General features: G+C 42.9%; 19 protein-coding genes. 9 read left to right on the forward strand and 10 right to left on the reverse strand.

Going from position 1 to position 21,540, the window contains the following annotated elements:
- Positions 1-39: 39 nt before the first annotated feature.
- The 7 genes from metK to dnaQ form a co-directional block, all read right to left on the reverse strand.
- Positions 40-1,206 (reverse strand): methionine adenosyltransferase, encoded by a 1,167-nt coding sequence (gene metK, locus ACT3QQ_RS11055; RefSeq protein WP_444521821.1) that lies wholly within the window; start codon positions 1,204-1,206, stop codon positions 40-42.
- Positions 1,207-1,367: 161 nt separating this feature from the next.
- Entirely contained in the window at positions 1,368-1,964 is a 597-nt protein-coding gene (locus ACT3QQ_RS11060; protein ID WP_444528067.1) for a DJ-1/PfpI family protein, read from the reverse strand.
- Between the two features lie 141 nt (positions 1,965-2,105).
- Positions 2,106-2,801 carry an endonuclease III gene (gene nth / locus ACT3QQ_RS11065; RefSeq protein WP_444528068.1) on the reverse strand — a complete coding sequence of 232 codons (696 nt, stop codon included), beginning with the start codon at positions 2,799-2,801 and terminating at the stop codon, positions 2,106-2,108.
- A 120-nt stretch (positions 2,802-2,921) separates the two neighbouring features.
- Positions 2,922-3,767, reverse strand: a complete 846-nt coding sequence (locus ACT3QQ_RS11070) for an RnfABCDGE type electron transport complex subunit B (protein WP_444528069.1) — start codon at positions 3,765-3,767, stop codon at positions 2,922-2,924.
- A gap of 257 nt (positions 3,768-4,024) precedes the next feature.
- Complete coding sequence (gene nudC / locus ACT3QQ_RS11075) at positions 4,025-4,954, reverse strand: NAD(+) diphosphatase (protein WP_444528070.1); 930 nt, start codon at positions 4,952-4,954, stop codon at positions 4,025-4,027.
- A gap of 224 nt (positions 4,955-5,178) precedes the next feature.
- Positions 5,179-6,861 (reverse strand): hypothetical protein, encoded by a 1,683-nt coding sequence (locus ACT3QQ_RS11080; RefSeq protein ID WP_444528071.1) that lies wholly within the window; start codon positions 6,859-6,861, stop codon positions 5,179-5,181.
- Between the two features lie 147 nt (positions 6,862-7,008).
- A complete protein-coding gene (gene dnaQ / locus ACT3QQ_RS11085) occupies positions 7,009-8,637 on the reverse strand; it encodes a DNA polymerase III subunit epsilon (RefSeq protein WP_444528093.1) in 1,629 nt (542 codons plus the stop codon).
- 349 nt (positions 8,638-8,986) lie between these two features.
- Between dnaQ and ACT3QQ_RS11090 the strand changes: the two genes are divergently transcribed.
- Both ACT3QQ_RS11090 and ACT3QQ_RS11095 read left to right on the forward strand, forming a co-directional pair.
- Positions 8,987-9,532 (forward strand): hypothetical protein, encoded by a 546-nt coding sequence (locus ACT3QQ_RS11090; protein ID WP_444528072.1) that lies wholly within the window; start codon positions 8,987-8,989, stop codon positions 9,530-9,532.
- A 92-nt stretch (positions 9,533-9,624) separates the two neighbouring features.
- Complete coding sequence (locus tag ACT3QQ_RS11095; protein WP_444528073.1) at positions 9,625-9,930, forward strand: hypothetical protein; 306 nt, start codon at positions 9,625-9,627, stop codon at positions 9,928-9,930.
- A gap of 122 nt (positions 9,931-10,052) precedes the next feature.
- Here the strand turns inward: ACT3QQ_RS11095 and ACT3QQ_RS11100 are convergent, their stop codons facing one another.
- The gene (locus ACT3QQ_RS11100) at positions 10,053-10,532 is read right to left on the reverse strand and encodes a YkvA family protein (RefSeq protein WP_444528074.1); all 480 of its coding nucleotides are present in this window, start codon (positions 10,530-10,532) and stop codon (positions 10,053-10,055) included.
- Positions 10,533-10,735: 203 nt separating this feature from the next.
- On the opposite strand from ACT3QQ_RS11100, the gene ACT3QQ_RS11105 reads away from it, so the two are divergent.
- A complete protein-coding gene (locus tag ACT3QQ_RS11105) occupies positions 10,736-12,001 on the forward strand; it encodes an LD-carboxypeptidase (protein ID WP_444528075.1) in 1,266 nt (421 codons plus the stop codon).
- A 40-nt stretch (positions 12,002-12,041) separates the two neighbouring features.
- Here the strand turns inward: ACT3QQ_RS11105 and ACT3QQ_RS11110 are convergent, their stop codons facing one another.
- On the reverse strand, positions 12,042-13,064 hold the full coding sequence (locus tag ACT3QQ_RS11110; RefSeq protein WP_444528076.1) for a GlxA family transcriptional regulator: 1,023 nt from the start codon (positions 13,062-13,064) through the stop codon (positions 12,042-12,044).
- Positions 13,065-13,245: 181 nt separating this feature from the next.
- Here ACT3QQ_RS11110 and ACT3QQ_RS11115 point away from each other — a divergent pair, with 181 nt between their 5' ends.
- From ACT3QQ_RS11115 to arfB, 6 genes are all read left to right on the forward strand, one after another.
- Entirely contained in the window at positions 13,246-15,051 is a 1,806-nt protein-coding gene (locus ACT3QQ_RS11115; RefSeq protein WP_444528077.1) for an acyl-CoA dehydrogenase, read from the forward strand.
- A gap of 34 nt (positions 15,052-15,085) precedes the next feature.
- Positions 15,086-16,093 carry an NADP-dependent oxidoreductase gene (locus ACT3QQ_RS11120; protein WP_444523476.1) on the forward strand — a complete coding sequence of 336 codons (1,008 nt, stop codon included), beginning with the start codon at positions 15,086-15,088 and terminating at the stop codon, positions 16,091-16,093.
- Positions 16,094-16,096: 3 nt separating this feature from the next.
- Positions 16,097-16,879, forward strand: a complete 783-nt coding sequence (locus ACT3QQ_RS11125) for an SDR family NAD(P)-dependent oxidoreductase (RefSeq protein ID WP_444528078.1) — start codon at positions 16,097-16,099, stop codon at positions 16,877-16,879.
- A 145-nt stretch (positions 16,880-17,024) separates the two neighbouring features.
- Positions 17,025-17,789, forward strand: coding sequence for an SDR family oxidoreductase (locus ACT3QQ_RS11130; RefSeq protein ID WP_444528079.1), 765 nt, complete (start codon positions 17,025-17,027; stop codon positions 17,787-17,789).
- Between the two features lie 242 nt (positions 17,790-18,031).
- Positions 18,032-18,874: an HpcH/HpaI aldolase/citrate lyase family protein gene (locus tag ACT3QQ_RS11135; RefSeq protein ID WP_444528080.1), complete on the forward strand. Its 843-nt coding sequence runs from the start codon at positions 18,032-18,034 to the stop codon at positions 18,872-18,874.
- A gap of 61 nt (positions 18,875-18,935) precedes the next feature.
- Entirely contained in the window at positions 18,936-19,349 is a 414-nt protein-coding gene (gene arfB, locus ACT3QQ_RS11140) for an alternative ribosome rescue aminoacyl-tRNA hydrolase ArfB (protein WP_444528081.1), read from the forward strand.
- 156 nt (positions 19,350-19,505) lie between these two features.
- Here arfB and ACT3QQ_RS11145 read toward each other — a convergent pair whose 3' ends face one another.
- The gene (locus ACT3QQ_RS11145; RefSeq protein WP_444528082.1) at positions 19,506-21,404 is read right to left on the reverse strand and encodes an autotransporter domain-containing protein; all 1,899 of its coding nucleotides are present in this window, start codon (positions 21,402-21,404) and stop codon (positions 19,506-19,508) included.
- Between the last annotated feature and the right edge of the window lie 136 nt (positions 21,405-21,540).

Genomic DNA, 21,540 nt, shown 5'->3' on the forward strand with positions numbered 1-21,540 from the left:
ATATAAAAATGGCTTGTAAATGTTTTAAAGTAGAGATGCTTATAAACCAGCGTCTGCTTTTAAGATGTCAGCTTTGTCTGTTTTTTCCCATGTAAAGGCAGTCTCTGAACCTGGACGACCAAAGTGTCCAAAGGTAGCAGTCTGCTGATACATTGGTTGTAGTAAGTTCAGCATGCGGGTAATGCCGTAAGGACGCAAATCAAAATGCGTACGAATCAGACGAATGATTTCATCGTTACTTATCTTGCTAGTACCAAAGGTATTGACAGAGATAGAGGTCGGCTCAGCAACACCAATGGCATAGCTGACCTGTACTTCACAGCGATCTGCAAGACCTGCAGCTACGATGTTTTTGGCCACATAACGTACCGCATAAGCAGCACTGCGATCCACTTTTGAAGGATCTTTACCACTAAATGCACCGCCACCATGACGTGCCATGCCGCCATAAGTATCGACAATGATTTTACGACCAGTTAGACCAGCATCACCAACAGGACCACCAATCACAAACTTACCGGTTGGGTTGATATGATAGCGTGTGCCAGCATGCAATAAGTCAGCTGGTAGCACTTGTTTGATGATAGATTCCATCACGGCTTCTTGTAGATCAGCCTGTGAGATACTAGGATCATGCTGAGTTGATAGTACCACTGCATCAATCGCTACAGGTTTGTTGCCATCGTATTTTAGCGTAACTTGTGCTTTTGCATCTGGGCGTAACCATGGCAAATCACCTGCGCGGCGCAGCTCAGATTGACGCTCCATCAAACGATGGGCATATTCGATAGGTGCTGGCATAAGTACTTCGGTCTCATTACTTGCATAGCCAAACATCAAGCCTTGGTCACCTGCACCTTGCTCTTCAGGGTTGCTACGATCGACACCTTGGGCGATTTCGGGAGACTGCTTGCCTAGCATATTGATGACTGCACAAGTCTCGCCGTCAAAACCTAGGTCTGAATGGTGATAGCCAATGCCATTTACCGTGTCACGAACCAGACGCTCTAAGTCGATATTTGCGGTTGTGGTGATTTCACCTGCAAGTATGACTGCACCTGTTTTCACCAAGGTTTCGCACGCCACACGTGCATGCAGATCTTCACGTAGGATAGCATCAAGGATAGCGTCTGATATTTGGTCAGCCATTTTATCAGGATGACCTTCGCTCACAGATTCTGAGGTAAATAAGTTGTATTCACGCATAATGGGATCGCTTAATTGCAGGGACTGTAGTGTACGAACTCAGTCATTATTAAATATATCTAAATGAAAAGATGAACAGGAATCAAAAAATTAGCATATTTTACCGTGTATCGAGGTAAAACTCTAGCAATGGATGGTGTTATGAGGTAACTGGTGATAGATTAAGGGCGGTAAAAATCATCAACATGGCTATTTTCTTGCCAACGAAATTCAGTATGTTGTGCGACTTGATGGGCTCTATCAACGCCATGTCTATCAGCGATGAAACCAAGTGCCATATCCATGCCTGCGCTAACTCCTGACGAAGTATAAAACTTGCCATCGATGACCCAGCGTGCTTGTTTGACCCAATCAACTTGATTCGACTGAGAGATCACCCATTGCCATGCCAGTTTATTAGAGGTGGCACGCTTGCCATTTAACACACCGCTTTTTGCCAACAAGGCGCTACCAGTACAGACACTAAGTACCCAGTCAGCTTGATGTGTGAGGGCTATTAGCGTTTGCAAGAAGGAAGGGTTGTAGACTAGCTGCCGTGTGCCAAACCCGCCTGGTACTAGGATAATATCAGTTTGATACGTTAACTCTGTGACTGCAATCGTTTCCATAGGTACGCCATGCTTACTGCAGATGATGCCACCAGCTATCGAGGTAAATTGAATACGATAATGCTCAGGTAAGCTCCCAAACATCTCAATAGGTCCGAATAAATCTAAGGTTTCAAAGTCATCAAACACTAGCGCGGTAATCGTATGCATGTGACACCCTTATCTAAAAATATCTTTTATAAAGACAAGACGTTATAGCACCTTGCCACACCATATAATCATAGCATCAACATTATATCTGTCTATAAAAGTAAAACACACATTGATTAAACGGTAAATAATCAATGGCCATTATAATTCTAGAAATGCAGCTTTATCCTTGAACATACACTCTTCATAGACAGGGCAAGCGCCGCATTTGGGTGTACGAGCCTGACAGGTATAGCGGCCGTGTAAGATAAGATAATGATGGGCGTCGACTATGAAATCTTCGGGAATGCGTTCGACCAATTTTTTTTCGACGATGAGTACGTTTTTACCAGTGGCAAGCCCGGTACGATTACCCACACGAAAGATATGTGTGTCAACGGCCATGGTAGGCTGGCCAAAGGCAGTATTTAACACGACATTGGCAGTTTTACGACCGACACCTGCCAGTGACTCTAAATCTTTGCGGTTATCAGGAACGGTGCTATCAAATTTCTCAATCAAATCATGGCAGGTTTTGATGACGTTTTTTGCTTTAGCATTATATAAACCAATGTTTTTGATATAAGATTTTAGACCGTCCTCACCTAGTGCCAGTATTTCTTCAGGTGTGTTAGCTACTGGGTACAATTGCTGGGTCGCAATGTTGACACTCACATCCGTTGCCTGTGCGGATAAAATCACCGCAATTAATAACTCAAAATTGCTTTTGTAGCTTAATTCAGTGACCGGCTCATCAATGGTCGCTGCCAGCTTTTCGAAGAATGAACGTACGTCACGATTGGGCAATCGTCTTGAGGCCGGCGTATCAGCTGTTTTATTTTTGACCGTTTTACTCATGGCATTTTGACTATTATTTTAGTGGGTGGTGATGCTAAATTATATGCTAGCGCTAGCATTCATGCTAACGATTAAAGTATCTATTTATTAGCGCATTAATTGCATAATCAGCTATTACCGTTATTGCGTTACTTGCAATGACTCGAGCTCTGCTTGTAAGGATTCAAGCTCTGCTTGTTTCTTATCGTTTGCACGAACACTCAGCTGCTTTTCCAGTTTTTTAATTTTGGTACGGAGCTTGGCAGCTGCAATAGTATTTTTTGCTTGCGACTCACTGATGCTTAGAGACTGGCTTGCTGCATTATTGAGCTTAGCTTCTACCATACTGACCACAGGTCTACTATTGCTCGTATCGGCAAGCTGTTCTGTGACACGTTTGAGATGCGTATGGTAGCGTTGTCTTAAGTCCTCTTGCTCTGCTATTCGCTCAGGCTCAGATATTTCCCGCTCAATCGTGATTAAATCAATGCAATCAACAGGGCAGGGTGCAATACACAGCTCACAGCCCGTGCACAAATCTGTAAAAATCGTATGCATATGCTTGCCAGTACCAACGATAGCATCGACTGGGCAAGCAGGAATGCATTTGGTGCAGCCGATACAGTCATCTTCACGGATAACCGCACGAACCTCAGTCGGACGTTCAGAGGTAGCATCTACTGGCCACTGTGAAGGCACTGCCGTCAAGGTAGTGTCCTGAGTATCAATACCGAGAGTTTGAGCAATTGCGTCAGTGACTGGCTGACCACCGGGCACACATTTATTATACGGTTCGTCATCTAATACAATCGCAGCGGCATACGGCAAGCAACCATCTGGATGCTCACATAGTCCGCATTGCGTCTGTGGCAAACAAGCATCCACACGTGCAATTTTTGCCTGTATGTCAACGGGCAAGGTATCAATGTGTAATGTGTCAAACAAAATAGGTAGATTGACTAAGCGTATATTGGCGCTACTTTGCATTTAATTAAGGACCTTAATACCAGTCGTAAGAGTTAGTATTAGTATAAATAGTGATAAAGTATGGAGAAAGCGGTCTTTATAAAACAGTGTCTATAAGAACACGTGATCTATCAGCGTTTTACTGCTTATATTAGTGTGTTACTTACTTAAAAAATAAGGTTCAAAGTAACACGCTTATAATAGCAGCAGCGATTTTAAAGAGATGAGATGGAAAATACAACACTATAATCTAATGCTTTATTCATAGATAAGCGCAGTTATAAATTGATATTTTGCTCTTTAGCCACCTGGTCGATCAAATCGCGAGCGATACTGCCCTTCGGTGGAATTCTGGGTAGATTTGAGAGATCAAAGAAGTCAGCATGTGCTAGCTCATCTTCTTGAAGGATAATATCGCCACTGGCATACGATGCACGAAAACCAAGCATTAAGTTAGATGGGAACGGCCATGGCTGACTGCTCACATAGCGGATATCTGACACGCTGATATTGACCTCTTCTGCGACTTCACGTACTACTGCATGTTCTAGACTCTCTCCAACTTCTACGAATCCTGCGATCAAACCATACATTGGCGGTAGATTTTGCTGTCCATGACGATGATGATGAGCCAGTAATATTTGCATTTCACCCGTCACTGGATTTGGCCGAGTAATAGCAGTGATGACGCATGGTTGTACGCGAGGATACTGACGCAATCGACATACTGGACAAACCATGGCGCGTTCGCCTTGGTTAGCATTTACGGTAGAGCTAGCACAGCGACTACAAAACTGTGTATCTGCTTGCCAACTTAATAGTTGTATCGCTTGGCTAATCTGATCTGACAAGGCGACTGGCAAATGAGTCATCAGTTTTCGATAAGGAACAAAAGTGTTACCACTACTTTCAGAAATAATTGGTAGCGTCACATTATGAGCAACTGCATAATCATAAGTCATGGCGCGCGTTGCTTGAGCGGTAAAGCCATTAACAGTGTCATCTGCATGGTTGTTAATGTTATTACTATTATCTGATAGCCAATGACTGGGTGCTAAGCTCTCATGCAATGCTACATGACCAACCTGATACGCTCGCTCGCTCAAATCATTATTATCGGGCGAGAGTTGGACTTGTAAAGGCCACCAACCATCTGGCATTTGACGGCATAAGATACTGTCATCACTTAGTACAAAAGCATGGGCCATATAAAATTCCAAACATTATAAAATCAGACTGCATCGACGTAGACACAGACTTATCTAGAGTAAAGTATCATCAATTCTATATAAATCAGATACGTTATCAGGATTATTTCGACTGCTAGCTGTAGGGCTTTCACGCACCTAACTTGTATCTAAATTACTTTGAATTATCTTTATTTAAATGAGATGTCATGGTTAAGGTGTAATGACCATGACAATGAGGAAAGTTAAGCAGCAAGTAGATGGCTTAAGCTTTGTTGGCCAACGTCAAGTGCTTGCTTACTAACAGGGCGGTTATTCTCAAAACCATCCAAATGATGATCGACCGCCATGATAACATCAGCGATGCATGCTAATGTACTGTCTTCGATACGTTGTCCGCCTTCGATACGTTGTTCGATGTAGTTAGCCAGTTGACTCAACATGCTGGCAGGTGTGGGCAGTTGTAGGAAACGTACCGCTCCTGCTACTTGGCGCATCATGCTAGGGATATTTTGGATATTGAGCATGTCACGCTCAGGCTCCGCCAAATAATCATTGATTGCTTGCTCAGCACTAGCGATAGCAGTTCGGCTTTCTTGTATCAGTGTATCATTGGCCGTATTAAGCTGATGCAATGAGATATGCGGATTGTTCAGGGGTAGATAGATTGCTCCTGGTGTATGCATCTCTGCCATAGCAATAGTAGCGTTTTCTGCATGCATTAATGCCAGTAGCAAATGATCAAAATCCTCAGGGGAAGGTGTCTCCCAATGATCAACAGCTTCTGCTGCTGTACTCAGACTATCGGCGGCATTGGACAGACCTAACAGGCGTAATGCTGAACTCAGCTCAGTTAATTCTTTAATAATTTGTGCTGTCTGCATATCAATCGGGTTGATTGAATCGCCACGCGCATAACTGTCTACGTTTTCTTTAATAGCATTGATCTGATTTTGAATAATTGTATTTAATGTATCGGTAAGCTCGCGATTGGGACCGAATAAAAAGCGCTTCATTTGTTCAAGCTGAGCATCATCTACATGATTACTTGCATATTGTTCACGTAATTGCTGTGCTTGCTCGTTATCACGTTGACAGGCAAAGCTCACTAAATCTGCAAAACGGGTATCCATTATTGGTAAATAGCTTTGAAATTGCTGCTCTAAGTAGATGAGTGTATGTTTTTGACTCAGGTTTAGTGGTAATACTGCTGCAATATCAGTCACAGCAGCAGACGCCGCTTGCCAAAATAAGCTATCAGTATTTGAAGCGATTAACGCACAAGCTGCACTCATAGCATTCAAATTTTGCTGATCAGCAGAATCAATGTTGCCATCTTGATTGAGTAGTGCAATGCCAAGCCCACTACGATACGCGTTGGTCAGCAGCTCTGTGTCTAGATTGAGTGTGCTTAATGGTTCGAAGTTCCCTTCAGGATTAGCAATGATGACACTACTGCGACCAAAAGCCGCAAAATAATCTGCTTCAACAGGAGCTTTTTGACTATGTGCATTAAGCTTGTTGATTACAGGTATGAGTAAAGTGGGCTCTACCGATTCAGTCAATAGTACAAACTCGACATAACGATCTAAGGTCATGATGGCTTCTGATAGATCCATGATCAAATCAGTATCGTTGTTATCACCATTATCATAAAGTCTCTGTAAACCATCGACAATGGCATCATTCAACGCTTCTGCACCGACCAAAGAGATTAGCTTAAAAATACAGGACAGCTGCTTTAGTACTTCGATAGAGTCTGACAATAAAGGTGCCTGACTACTATCATCATTGAACTCACCTAGATGGATTTCAGTATCTTTGAGAGTTGCTACAACCTCATCATGCAGTAAATGGAGTGATGGTAGGTTAAAATCAGTAACACTAAGCGTTGGGGCGGTTAGCTTCATTTGTGCAGACTGGTCCATAAATATTTTTCCATAGTGTACTGATGAGAATAGCAAAGGTATAAGCTCAATTTAAAAAATATTGGTCAATGATGTTTTAACGCTTTTTATAGTAATAATCAATATTAAATTATACAAATGTCGGTTCAATAAAAATGCAAATGATAATTATGTACTAGCTTTTAGTGCAGGATAATCTTCTGATAAGGAGGTATACCAGCCTTGGTCAGCAGTTTCGTCCGCTGTTGATGCTAGTAATAAACTCGCTAAATTGGCGAAACTTGCATGAGCGGTCTGTCCGCCATCGGTATCGGTATCTTCTTCAATGGCAAGCGTGACCTGTCCACCAGTCATCGCCAGATATACTTCGGCTAAAATCTCTGAGTCAAGTAGTGCCCCGTGAAAAGTACGGTCCTGCTTACCAACATCTAGGCGACGTACCAGGGCATCTAGTGTGTTTTTTTGTCCAGGATATTGCTGCTTAGCCATCGCTAATGAGTCAGTCACTTGCACTCGATTGGCAAAATCATTCAGGCCGACTTTTGCAAACTCCATATTTAGGAAGTTCATATCAAAAGTAGCGTTATGAGCGATAATCTCAGCGCCATCCATAAAGTCATATAAGGACTGAGCAACTTGATCAAAGGTTGGTTTGTCAGTCAAAAATGCTTCAGAGATACCATGAATACGAATGACTTCATCATCCATACCACGTTGCGGATTGATATAAACGTGCAGCTTTTCACCAGTAAATTTACGCCCGACCAGCTCCACGATACCGACCTCGATGATACGGTCGCCTTTTAGTGCATCAAGCCCTGTGGTTTCTGTATCCATGATAAGCTGACGATCTGCTTCATGGCGGTGTATCGGCTCAGGTAGTAGAGGCTTAAAATGTGGGTTGGCACGGCTGGTATCCCCATCGAACTTAGGTGCATCAGACTCTATACTTGGCAACATATCATTGTCGACGGTATCATCTAGGTGCGTTTGAACGTCTGGCATATCTTTGGTACTCGTCGGGTTGTATGTATTGTCTTGATTACTACTAGGTTCTACAGAAATCTCTTCGTATATTTGATGGTTATCAGTGGTGTTCTGATTATTTTCTACTAGCGGCTCAGTCTCTGAAAGTTCTTCATCAAACTCATCTTCTATTGTATCTAAACCCAATGGGTCGAAACTTAGCCAATCATCGCTCGACGATTTTTGCAAAGCGTCAGTATCAATATCAGTCACTATGTGGTCTTTTTTTTTAGCCGTGTCTGCTTCACTGACTGTAGTTGAATGCCCGCTGTTGGAGGTGACACCTAGGTTTGCTAGTTCGTCTGCTTTTTCATTACCAGCATGTCCAGCGTGTCCTTTAACCCAGTGCCAGCTAACATCACGCTGTTGACAGAGCTTATCCAATTGTTGCCATAGGTCTTTATTAGCGACCGGCTTTTTGCTGGCAGTTTTCCAGCCTTTTTTCTTCCAACCCTCAATCCATTCAGTAATGCCTTTTTTGACATAGCTGGAGTCGGTCCAAATCTCAAGAGTTTGCTCATGTGTGCTATGGGTCAGGGCCTGTATTGCGCCCATGAGTTCCATACGATTATTAGTGGTTTCTTTGTCGCCACCGTATAAATCTTGCGTGCTACCATCACTAAGTATGAGATGAGCTCCCCAGCCGCCAGCGCCAGGATTACCTTTGCAAGCACCATCAGTATAGGCCACAGTCGTATTTATTTTAGCAGCCAATGGATCAATTACGTTGTCTTTATGAGTATTTGGTATGGAGTTACGGTTGTCTGACATAAAAGAGTATTGACCTGATAAGTAGTGAGCATAGGGTAGTATTAGAGCATCTCGTTCACGATATTCGAACGATGATGATGGCATTGCGAGTATAGCAAATCTATCATAAATATGGGCAGTCGTGACGCACAAAGTCATAAAACTACTTACGGTAACTTATAACATAATAGTAACGTCTTGGTTTTCTGTTAAAATAGCGAAGTTCGTGAAAATGCCTTGGTTTTTAGTGAAAGAGTTGCCTTTACCACAAATATGCTCAAGGTATTTTTCATATCCGCTATTTGATGGTGTTTTGACAATAATACACTTAATAAACGTTTCTAATGCATGGTTGCAGGATAACCCTATTATGTCCTTACGCTCAAATTTATTTAACAAGAGACTGACGTATCTAATGCTCAGTGTGACTGCTAGTAGCGCGATTTTTCTAAGCGCTTGTAATGATACTAGTCCCCAAGCAAACACCGAAGTTGCAGCAGACTTGTCTGTCTTTGAGGGTTGTTATACGGTGAGTCAAGATGAGCCTGCACAGATCAGGGTCAGCCAACAGGACGGCACTTGGGTGATGCAGATGAAAGAGCCAGTCACTGCTAAGCGTGTCTGGGATAGTCCAGAGCCGTTAGAAGTGATAGAGAATAGCGATATACCGCAGTTTTTCTCTATTGATCCAGACAATGTTGATGCGGTCATTGGACGCCCTGATCGAGTACTTGTTCTGGCTCATGTCAAACCGGCCTACGCAAATATTGATCCACTCTTAGACAGTGAATACTTGTCTTATATTTACCGAGGTGCCAATACTATTTACCGTGTGGAATGTGATGAGGTGAATACCGATATTTTAGCCAATCCACATGCTAACCTCATTATTGATAATGTTGATGACAGTATTTAAATAAGCATGGACTGTAAATATCATTATTGATCGCCGTTATTTTAATAAACAGTATTTTATTATCAATAGTCATACCATTAGAGTTAAGCAATATGAATTTTTTCAGTTACGTGGTACTAGGCGGGTTTTCTTACGCAGCGGGTTGGGCGGTAAGAACGTATATACTAGACAAGCAACCTAAGCCTGAGCAGCCTTATAATTTGAAACACCCCGCAATTTTGGGATATTTGGGTGCATTTTTTATTATCATGTTGGTTGTCTCGTGGCTACTTGGTCGTTATGCACTTGGCCATACTGTGATTGATTTGCCTTTCATTATTGTCAATAGCCTCGTTGCGACCTTTGTCTACTCGTTTGGTCTTAATCCAGAAAAAGCGAGCTATGATGTGCCTGATTGAAATTTAACGACAGAGAAACATGAAAAATAAAAGGCCACGTCCGAAACATTAATTCAAGGTCGTGGCTTTTTCGTTACTGCGATTTTTTAATCGCTTTTTCTTATCATCTAAAGTGTTAGTACTTACGAAACTTTCTTAAAGTCAGTACCAGTTTCATCGCTGCTTTCCTCATCAGTACTTATCTTATCGTCATCAGTCTTGTCAGTATCGTCCTTACCTTCTAATTTATTCTTATTAGCTGATTGTTCTTGCTTCCATTCTTTGTATTTTTGCAGATCTTTTCTGGCCTGCTTTAAACAAAATTTAAGGACGAGCGCATCATCGATATGACCGATAAATGGAATAGAGTCAGGAATGAGGTCAATAGGGTTTAGTACATAGATCGCACCAATAACGCCAGCTGAGATCGTTTTGAAAGGAATCTTACGGTAGTCACCTTTGTAGTAGTCTTTGACGAGACTCATAAACAGCATTAAATCATCACTAAACGGCTCAAGATAGCCGCTGTCCTCTAGTTTCTCTTTAAGCTTGTCTTCTTTGCCTAGTAAGTATTCCAAATTAGAGTCAAGTGACTTGTTTTTATCGGTTTTTTTGTTAAACATAATTATTGCCCTTTATTTTTTTCGATGAATTCATATTTACAGTAACAAATTTGGTCGACCTACATTGTGTGTCTCAGTAGCGAAAAAGTAAATATCGGTAAAGATTAGGCAACCATCAACGCTGAAAAAGCGTCTACAATATGTTGCTACAAGTTTTAAGCAAATAAATCATAAAAATAAAAGCGATAAGGTAGCAGTAAGATATGGGTATTAAGACTCAGTCATGGGATGACGATAAAGACAATCACGCAACTAAAACAATATCTGGGCTAAACCGTCGGCAGTTTTTACGTCAAATCGGCGTAAGTGCAGGTACTGCAGTGTTAGCGAGCCAAGGTGTTTCTCAAGCGTTTGCGGCCAGTCCTGTTGAGTCTGGTAATAGCTCGCAACTGACTAAGGATGATCTGCCAACTTCGTTGTTAGAGAGTCAATCGTCACAGGAATCACTGACGCAGTCAAGTTGTATCAAACCTACTATTGAGACACGACTTTTTGCCAGCTCTAACGTGGGTGGTAGTCAGGACCGCAACCAATTGGCATTAGATCGGGTGGCTTGTGCTGGGTTTAAAGTAGAGAATTCTACTATTACCAATCGTCAGTATTTACGCTTTGCGGGAACAGACTCACAGCGTGCTAGTGATTTTCAAAACCTCGCCACTGGGTCAATAGCTGCACCAAAGCTGCTACTAGGTGTGCGCGGTGGTTACGGTGCCATGCGAATATTGCCGATGGTGGACTGGGCGACGCTAGGACGGATTATGAAGGAGCGTGGAACGATACTCGCAGGCTTTAGCGATGTGACGGCTATCCAATGTGCGCTATTGGCAAAAGGGTCAATGAGCTCACTTGCCGCGCCAATGCTCTATAGCGAGTTTGGCAAAACCGCGCCTGATCAAGTCAGCTGTCAGCAATTCATCGAAGCATTAACCAATCCCAATCTAACTATCAGCATACAAGATGCTTCGCTAACCAGTCAGCAGCTACCTGCCATACTGACAAAGGGTGAGCCGAAACCATTAACTGGTACGATGTGGGGTGGCAACTTAAGTGTCGTATCAGCGCTGGCAGGCAGTGAGTATTTACCGCGCATCAATGGCGGTATTGTGTTTCTAGAAGATGTCGGCGAGCAGGCGTATCGTATTGAGCGTATGTTGTACGACTTATATCTCGCAGGTGTCTTTAAAAACCAACAAGCGATTGTGTTTGGAGCGTTGTCTGGTACGGGCGAGGATAGCTACGATAAACGTTACGATGCTGCCACAGTCATTCGCCAATTACATGAATTAACAGGGTTGCCCATTTATAGTGGTATGCCTTTCGGTCATATCGGCAAAAAATACAGCTTTCCGCTGGGAGCAACTTGCCAGCTTCGACCTAATGCAAATGGTGGCTACCAGTTATCATTTACCGATTACCCAACCATCAAGGCTGATGCTATTCAAGCAGCAAGGTTATGGCAAACTGCTTAAACGCTCAGTACTAATTCTTAACTGCTATTCACTGTCATGACTAAATAGCCAACCGTGAAAACTTATCTTGATACTCTTTAGGCGTCAGCTCTGTCGCGCGTTTAAATAGACGCGTAAATGAGGAAATATCATCATAACCTACTTGATCGGCAAGTGACTTTATTGATACATCGCCCAGCTCAAGTAAGCGTTTGGCTTGTTCAATTCTGACAGCCTGAATATACTCAATCGGCCGCATTGCCACACAGGATTGAAAGCGCCTATTCAAAGTCCGCGGGGTAATATTTACCATGGCAGCCAGACTGCTAACTTGTAATGGCTGCCGAAAGTTTTCTTCGATATATTCTTGTACTTGTTTGATTACGTGGTCTGAATGTGGTTTATGCAAGGTCACATTGGTGTAGCTATTTTGACTGCCTCGTTTGCTATCGATGATCTGGGTTTTTGCCACTTGGGTAGAAATCTCGCGCCCGCAGTACCGCTCAATCAACAGTAACCCCAAATCATAAAAAGCACTACCGCCTGCCGCACAGAATATATTGCCTGATTGATTGGTGAACTCGCTTCTGGAATGGGTCACAAACTGATTTTCTTGTAAGTCCACCAATGGAAAGTCTGCCTTAAACTTATTGGCATAGCCCCAGTGCGTGGTGGCTATCTTATGATCTAACAATCCTGCCTTTGCCAAAAAAAATGCCCCACTACAATTACTTGCTATATCTGCCTTGGTATTCGCAAGCCGTACTAAGTGTGGCAGTAGCTCACTGTTTTGCTTCAACACTTTATCAATAGAATCTCCAATGGTTGGCACAAGCAATAAGTCGCACTCTGTCACGTCTCGAATATCGCAGTGGGCCTGCATGATTAACCGATTACTGCATCTGATATCGCCGCCACCCAAGCTTGCTATCTGTACATTAAATCGTGGTTCTACAGATTCATTTGAAAAGCGTTGCCAGCTGACTCCTGTGAATGAAAACAAGTCTAATGCACCAGAAAGTACACTACCGAGAACGCCATCGAAGCCAAGAATAATCATTTTAAAAGGTTTGAAATAGGGCATAAGTCACTCGTTTCCTTTGCTGTACTTACCAAAACAGCCATTATTTGGTCAATTTCAGCCAATTATATACTCTCTTAATGTCTTATTTGACCATAATTATGTCATAAATGACAATACGGACATGTATCAAATTAGACTAATATCAATTGATAACCACATTTAATCAGTTAACGAGAATACTATGGCCGCAGATACCCTCCTAAACGATTTCGAATTACCGTTCCAATTGTATGACGTGCTAGGTACAGAAACACTCACCGAGCATGCAAAATTTTCAGAGCATAGCCGCGAGACATTCGATGCTGTGCTGGAGACAGCAAATAAGATTGCGACAGATTTGTTTTTGCCACACAACCATATTGCAGATAAGAACGAGCCGCAGTTTGATGGTAAAAAAGTCAGCATGCTAAACGATGTAAAAGTCGCTTTTGATGCGTTCCGTGAGTCGGGTTTTATCGCAGGTCGTTACAGCTTCGAAGATGGTGGCATGCAGTTACCTGAAACGGTTATGACAGCCGTGGCAGGTTACTTTATGGCGGCCAACCCATCAACGACTGCCTATCCATTTTTGACCACAGCGGCCATTAACGTCATCTCACACTTTGCTAGTGACGAGATTAAAGCAGCATTTATGCCGCGTATGCTGACAGGTGAGTTCACCGGTACTATGGCACTGACCGAGCCACATGCTGGTTCATCACTTGCCGATATCAAGACCATCGCTGTAAAACAAGATGATGGCTCGTACCGTGTCAAAGGTAGCAAGATTTATATTTCAGCAGGTGATCATGAATTGTCTGACAATATCGTGCATCTAGTATTAGCCAAAGTGCCAGGTGGTCCAGGCGGTGTCAAAGGTATTTCTTTATTTGCGGTGCCTAAGTATCGCTTGAATGATGATTTGTCTGTTGGCGAGCGAAACGATGTACACCTGACTGGCCTGATTCATAAGCTTGGTTATAGAGGAGCAACTTCTACCGCATTGAGCTTTGGCGATGAAGGCGACTGTCATGGTTATTTGATCGGCGAAGAACATTTCGGTTTGCGTTATATGTTCAAAATGATGAATGAAGCGCGTATTGCCGTTGGTTTCGGTGCTTCTATGATTGGCTATCGCGGCTATCAGTACTCACTAGATTATGCCAAAGACCGTACACAAGGTCGCATCGCGCCAAATAATAAGCCTGAGGATGATGCAACAGCTATTATTCAACATGGTGACGTAAAGCGCATGCTATTGGCGCAAAAGGCCTACTCTGAAGGTGGTATCTCATTGTGCTTATACGGCTCCAACCTCATTGACCGTATCAATACTTGTGAAGACGAGACGCTAAAAAACGAGCTAACAGAATTATTGGATCTGCTAACGCCAGTGCTAAAAGCATGGCCATCTGAGTATGGTCCAAAAGCCAACGATTTAGGTATTCAAGTACTGGGCGGCGCGGGCTATACGCGTGAATATCAAGCTGAGCAGTTTTGGCGTGATAACCGTCTAAATCCTATTCATGAAGGTACAAATGGTGTGCAGGCGCTAGATTTGTCATTCCGTAAGTTATGGCAAAAAGGTGGTCTTGGTATTCAAATTCTAAAACGTGAGATTACACAAGATTTAGAAAGCATCACTACGCCTGAGAGCGCACAGCTTGCGGGTAAGCTGATGCCTTATATGGGTCAGTTGCATGAAGTGCTTGTGCATTTAGGCAAAGTTTTGCAGACAGAAGAAGCACTGACCCTGACTGGTAATGCTCAAGCGCTGATGAACATTTTTGCCTCAATTGTACTGAGCTGGATTTGGATTCGCCAAGCCAGTAAAGCTGAGCAGCTATTAAGTACGACGCAAGATGTTGAGCAGCAGAATTTTTATAAAGGCAAGATACAAGCGGCCAAATACTTCATCGATTGGGAACTACCATTAGTTAAACGTGACATCGAAATTTTAACCAACACCAATTCAGTTTGCACTGATATGCAAGCGGATTGGTTCTAAAGACGACTCTAAAAGCAACTCTAAGGAAAGAGACATGACAGCAATAAATAAACAATGGCGATTAAAAGCAAGACCTGTTGGCGCGCCTAGTGCTGAGACTTGGGATTATACCGAGACAGAAGTTCCTACTATTACCGATGGTCAGCTACTGATTAAGGTTGAATACATTTCTATCGATCCAGCAATGCGTGGCTGGCTAAATGATGCCAAATCTTATATCGCACCAGTACAAATTGGTGAAGTTATGCGCGCCGGTACTGTGGGCGAAGTGATTGAAAGTAAACATGAGAAATTTGCCGTGGGTGACTATGTCGCAGGTCACGATGGCGTGCAGTCATATGCCGTCAGTGATGGTACTAATTTGCATAAAGTTGATCCAAGCTTAGCACCGCTGTCTTACTACTTAGGTGTCTTAGGTATGCCGGGTATGACAGGGTATTTCGGTCTTCTAAAAACAGGTCAGCCAAAAGCGGGTGAGACGGTGGTCGTCTCTGGCGCAGCCGGTGCCGTTGGTAGCTTGGTTGGTCAGATTGCCAAAATTAAAGGCTGCCGAGTCGTTGGTATCGCAGGCGGCGCTGAGAAATGCAAATTCTTAGTCGATGAGCTTGGGTTTGATGCGACAATTGATTACAAAAACGAAGATGTCAAAAAAGCACTGAAAAAAACTTGTCCAGACGGTGTCGATGTGTACTTTGATAATGTAGGCGGTGATATCTTAAATGATGTGCTTACCCAGATTAATCTGCATGCACGTATCGTTATTTGTGGTGCGATTAGTCAGTACAATAACACTACAGAAGTGAAAGGCCCATCGAACTATTTATCATTACTCGTAAACCGTGCTCGTATGGAAGGCATTGTTGTCTTTGATAATATCAAAGAATATCCAATCGCTATGAAAGAGATCGCTGGCTGGATTCAGTCAGGTGATATGAAAGTAAAAGATCATATTGTTGAAGGTATCGAGACTTTCCCTGATACTTTGATGATGCTCTTTAACGGTGAAAACTTCGGCAAACTAGTACTTAAGGTAGAGGGATAGATCATGACACTGAATACAAACGGAATTGCATCAGATGTAGCTGATAAACGCATTTTGATCACGGGTGGTGCCTCGGGCATCGGTGCAGCAAGTGCGCTATTGCTAGCCAGTCGCGGCGCCAAAGTTGTCATTGGTGATATGGCAGAAGAGATGGGAGAGGCGGTTGCCAAACAAGGTCAAGATGCTGGCAATAGTATTGCCTTCAAAAAAGTGGACGTGACCAGCGGTGATGAAGTACGCGCGTTATTTGACTTTGCAGTGGAGACGCTTGGTGGCCTAGATGTTGTGATAAACAATGCTGGTATCGATCATAAGCCATCCCCAATGCATGAGCTGAGTGAAGAGGAATTTGATCGCAATATTGCCGTGAATTTAAAAGGTGTTTGGCACTGTATGCGTGCAGCCGTAAAATGTATGCTACCCAATGGCGGTGGCCATGTGATCAATGTGGCATCTATTGCAGGCCTACGTTCAGCGCCTATGATTTCAGCTTATAGTGCGGCCAAACATGGGGTGATGGGTCTTACTAAGTCTGCTGCCCATGAATATGCCCGCGCCAATATTCGTTTCAATGCGGTATGTCCAAGCTTTATTGATACACCAATGGTCCGTAATACCATGGCGACTATGGATGAGCGTACGCAGCAAGCAACAATTAAGGCCAGCCCGCTACGCCGATTAGGAAATGTAAACGAAATTTCTAATGCGATTGCGTGGCTTGCCAGCGATGAAAGTAGCTTTATGAATGGTCATGCCTTTACCTTAGATGGTGGTATGCTAGCGTAACTGCGATCGTTGAGTACTCATTGTTCAATTGGCTAGTGCGCGATAATCGCTATTGTATCTAACAGCGATTATCCGTATTCAATGATTCAGTAGTGCTCAGAAACAAATGCTCAAAAATATGCAATTTATAAAAATATAAGGAATAATGATGAAAGATTTATTTGATTTAACCGGTAAGGTTGCTCTAGTAACGGGTGCCAGCCGTGGTATTGGTGAGTCTATTGCTCGTCTATTGGCATCTAGAGGCGCACATGTGATTGTCTCTAGCCGTAAAATTGATGCTTGCCAAGCAGTCGCTGATAGTATTAGAGCTGATGGTCATAAAGCCAGCGCTTTTGCTTGTCACGTAGGTGAAATGGAACAAATTGATGCGATTTTTGAGCATATTAAAAGCGAGTTTGGTCAAATTGATATCTTAGTCAATAACGCTGCCGCCAATCCATACTATGGTCATATCTTAGATACAGACTTAGCCGCTTTTGATAAAACAGTTGAAGTTAATATCCGTGGTTACTTCTTTATGTCGACCGCTGCTGGCAAAATGATGAAAGAGCAAGGTGGCGGTGTCATTTTAAATACCGCATCAGTCAATGGCTTAGTAGCCGGCGATAAGCAAGGCATCTACTCAATCACCAAAGCTGCAGTCATCAGCATGACTAAAGCCTTTGCCAAAGAATGTGGCCCACTCAATATTCGAGTAAATGCGCTATTACCGGGCCTAACGGATACCAAGTTTGCTTCTGCATTGACGACCAATGACAAAGTCTTAAATATGGCACTGCATGCTATCCCACTAGGACGCGTTGCGAACCCTGATGAAATGGCTGGCACGGTATTGTACTTAGTATCTGACGCTTCAAGCTATACCACAGGCGCGACTATCGTTGTCGATGGTGGTATGCTGGCTTAATTAGCCGATCAGAAAACTTGGAATATAAATTCAAGAAAAGTTAATTAAGAACCGCATGAAACTTATTTTCATGTGGTTTTTTTTGATTTGATTTTTTGATGGAGTATCTAAATAATCTTGGTTTTTCACTAACAAATAAATTGCTAATTTTAAATGAGCATCAGCTGTATAGTGGCATAATATAGATGCTAAAAGTCGCTTGGATAGTATAAAGTCACTTGGGCAATATAATGGAGTTACGCATGGATTCAGTTATTAATCAAAAAATAAAAACGATTTTTCGAAATAAAACATGGTTGTTTGTGCCAGCAACTCGAATTGATAGAGTAGCGAAAGCCTTTGCTAGTGGCGCAGATGCAGTTATTGTTGATTTAGAAGATGCCGTTGCGCCAGAAGATAAAGCACCTGCACGTGAAGCATTGCAGCAATATCATAACAGTGCTGACTATCAGCCAGTTTGGGTACGTATTAATAAGGCAAGTAGCGAAGAATTCTTTAAAGACATAGTACTCTGTCAAACAATGCCTAATCTGGCTGGCGTGTTATTAGCCAAAGCTGAGCAAATATCCGATATAGAGAGCGTACATCAGCTGACTAGTTTACCCGTGATTGCCTTGATTGAGAGTGCTGTTGGATTATACCAAGTCGATAGTATGGCAAAAGCAGTCGGCTTGACCGCCTTTAGTTATGGATTTCTAGATCTGTGCAATGATTTGCACGTGCAAGTAGCAACGCCTGCTGCCGATATCATCGCCAATCAAATCCGCTATCAGCTAATCCTGACATCAAAGGTGCATCAATTATCACCGCCTATCGATACCATTTACCCTGACTTCAATAATGAAGTAGGGTTGAGCAATCGAGTGCAGCTATGGTCACAGATGGGCATGTCGGGGATGCTTTGTATTCACCCCAAGCAGGTAGCAATCGTGCAACAAGCATTACAACCGACAGATAAGACACTGTTATTTGCTCAGCGTGTGGTTGAAGAATACGAGCGTAGCGGACAGGCTGTATTTGAGATAGATGGAGAGATGGTTGATGCGCCAGTAATTGAGCGTAGTCGTCAACTCTTGGCAAAGTAGCAGGTAAATCTGTAATGCTTTATCATGAACCATAGCCATTCACATTCGATAAAAGCACATTATGATTTTTATTAACAACAATATTAGCCTCAATGATAATGAGGTAGAAATCAGCGCCATACGAGCGCAAGGGGCAGGTGGGCAGAGTGTCAACAAATTATCTTCTGCCATTCACCTGCGCTTTGATATTAATAACTCAAGTCTGAGTGATCAATACAAGCAGCGACTGCTAAATAGTAAAGACAGCCGAATGACCAAAGAAGGCGTGCTAGTCATCAAGGCGCAGCAGTTTCGAACGCAAGAGCGCAATAAAATAGATGCGCTTGAGCGCTTACAAAGCTTTATCACCAAAGCTACTTATGTCAATAAGACGAGAAGGCCTACCAAGCCAAGCAGAAATGCCAAACGTAAACGGGTGGATAAAAAGACCCAGCGCGGTAAGACGAAGGCTTTGCGCGGTAAAGTGGACTTTTAGAGAACTCGCTATATTAAAGTTTGGTGTTGAGGAGTTTTGTGGCAGCAAGTTTATAAATTATCAGTGATAGTAGGTTAGGTTGTCGCAATTTTTAATTGTAAATCGGTATAGGCAATAGTTAGTTGCCTATACCGTTATTCTAGATTAACTATTTATTTAGAATGCACCGTTAAGTCCAACGAATAAGCTGGTTGAATCGTCGTCATTACCTTGTGAGTGTGTGACACCAGCATTGGCGTTCAACAGGCCAAAGCTTCTAGACAGTCCAAGTGTCATGGCAACATTATCATCATCAGTTTCGATGGTAGGCGTTTCAAAGCTGATGTTGGATAGCGTATTCAAACGAGCTGTTACCGCTTCACGATTATCACTCAGCTGCTTTTGATAATGAATATCACCAAATAAGTTAAGGTTCTCCATCAAGCTATGATTGGCTTTGAGTCCAAGCTTACCGTATGTCGTAGAGTATTTCTGCTCATCGAACTGCATGGCAACGCCAGACATCTCTTTTTCTTTAAGCCCATCGATTTTTACGCGGCTGGCTGTTGCACCGATATAAGGTGTGACAGCAATATTACTCACTTGCATTGGGTAGCCTGCCTGTAAGTTGGCATAAAAGCGCTTACCATCAGCGTTTGATTTGAACTGCTGTTGGTTACTACCAAGTGTGACAGCACGTGTGACATCGACATCCATGTTGCCAAAGCCTACCGCACCATTGATCTCTAAGCCACCAAATTTATTACTATGATATACACCGAAACCGACCTCTCCCAGATCAATATCACTCAAACCTGTGCCGACGTCCGAGTTTTCAAAGTCCTTTTGGGTGATGTTGCCGTACAAGCCTGTCACTGCATTGGCTGAGTTAGGATGAGCAAAATCTACACCAAGCAATACTTGGGTATTATCATCACCATCAAACCCTGCAATTTCTTGATTAGCGACTTCACCGACGACCCATAGTGTACGGGCAGGTTTTTGCTCACTGCCTTGGATTTGGTTGATGTGCGACTGTAAGCGCTCATTGGTTGCAAGTCCAGTTGTGGTTGCAATATGTGGTAAGACACCGATTAGGCTAGGCGCAGTAACGACAGCATTTGCATAGTCAGCAATCATTTGATGCGCTTTACCGGTTGGATGGATACCATCAGCAAAGAAGTAGGTTTCGTTAGCATCTGTTTCTACGAGAGTGTCACGACCACAAGTTAGAGAGCTATTGCTGTCACCGCAGGCTTCATCGGTCACATTAGTAAAGCCATACTGAGCAGGCGACGCGGTGATCTCTCTTGTCAAGCTAAACATATCTAGCGGTATGATATTTGCTCCAGTATTTTCGGCGGCACTGAGCATAAATTGATTGTAGAGACTGGCCGCACCAGTTGCAGATGCTTGGGCTGTTAATGCATCTATAAGGTCTTGACCTTCTAGATCAGGGTCTGGGGTAAATCTAGGGGTTAGACCAACATCAGGAATATTGGGTACTAAAATATATTTAGCACCGTTGTCCTTTAGTGTATTAATCGTTTCGGTCTGGCTAGCTACTGCCCCAAGTATGGTCGCTTGGGCATTAGTAGGATTTTCAGCCGCCGCAAGCAAGTCATTGGCACCTGCCCAAACCACATATAATCCATTAGGGTCTACTTTGTTATTGGCAAGATAACTATCGACTTGGCTATTGGCAGAAGCTACTGGAATACCAAAAGCTGTGACATCTACACCTGCTCTTGCCCCGCCGATCGCATAGTTATTACCAGTTTGACTACCATCAAAAGTATTGGCGGTAGATGTTGTGCCCAGTTGCTCAGCGAATGAGGTCGCCCATGTATTGTCAGGATTGGTAGTGAACTGACCTGATTCTTCAAATCCTAGAGGTCCTTGAGTAAGGGGACTAAAGTAGCCCCCATCGGTCAGGCTATCACCAAAAAAAGTAACGCTGTCATAGGCATTTGCGTGAGCAATACCAGTGATAGATAGGCTGATAGCAAGCAAGTTTTTGGTAAAAGTTTTGAGAGTAGTATGGCTAACTTTGGAACGTGAGGTATTACGAGGCATAGTGACTTCCTTGTCAACAATGTAATAGTTTATTAATCGAGTGTAACTACTTTTTAAAATGCTAGCAATCATTTTGATTGCGAAATTGCAAGAATATGGCCTTACTTGAGTAAGTCTTTAGAGCATTAGAAAATGC

The sequence above is a fragment of the Psychrobacter sp. AOP7-A1-24 genome, assembly GCF_052376235.1.
In the GTDB taxonomy this organism is placed as follows: domain Bacteria; phylum Pseudomonadota; class Gammaproteobacteria; order Pseudomonadales; family Moraxellaceae; genus Psychrobacter.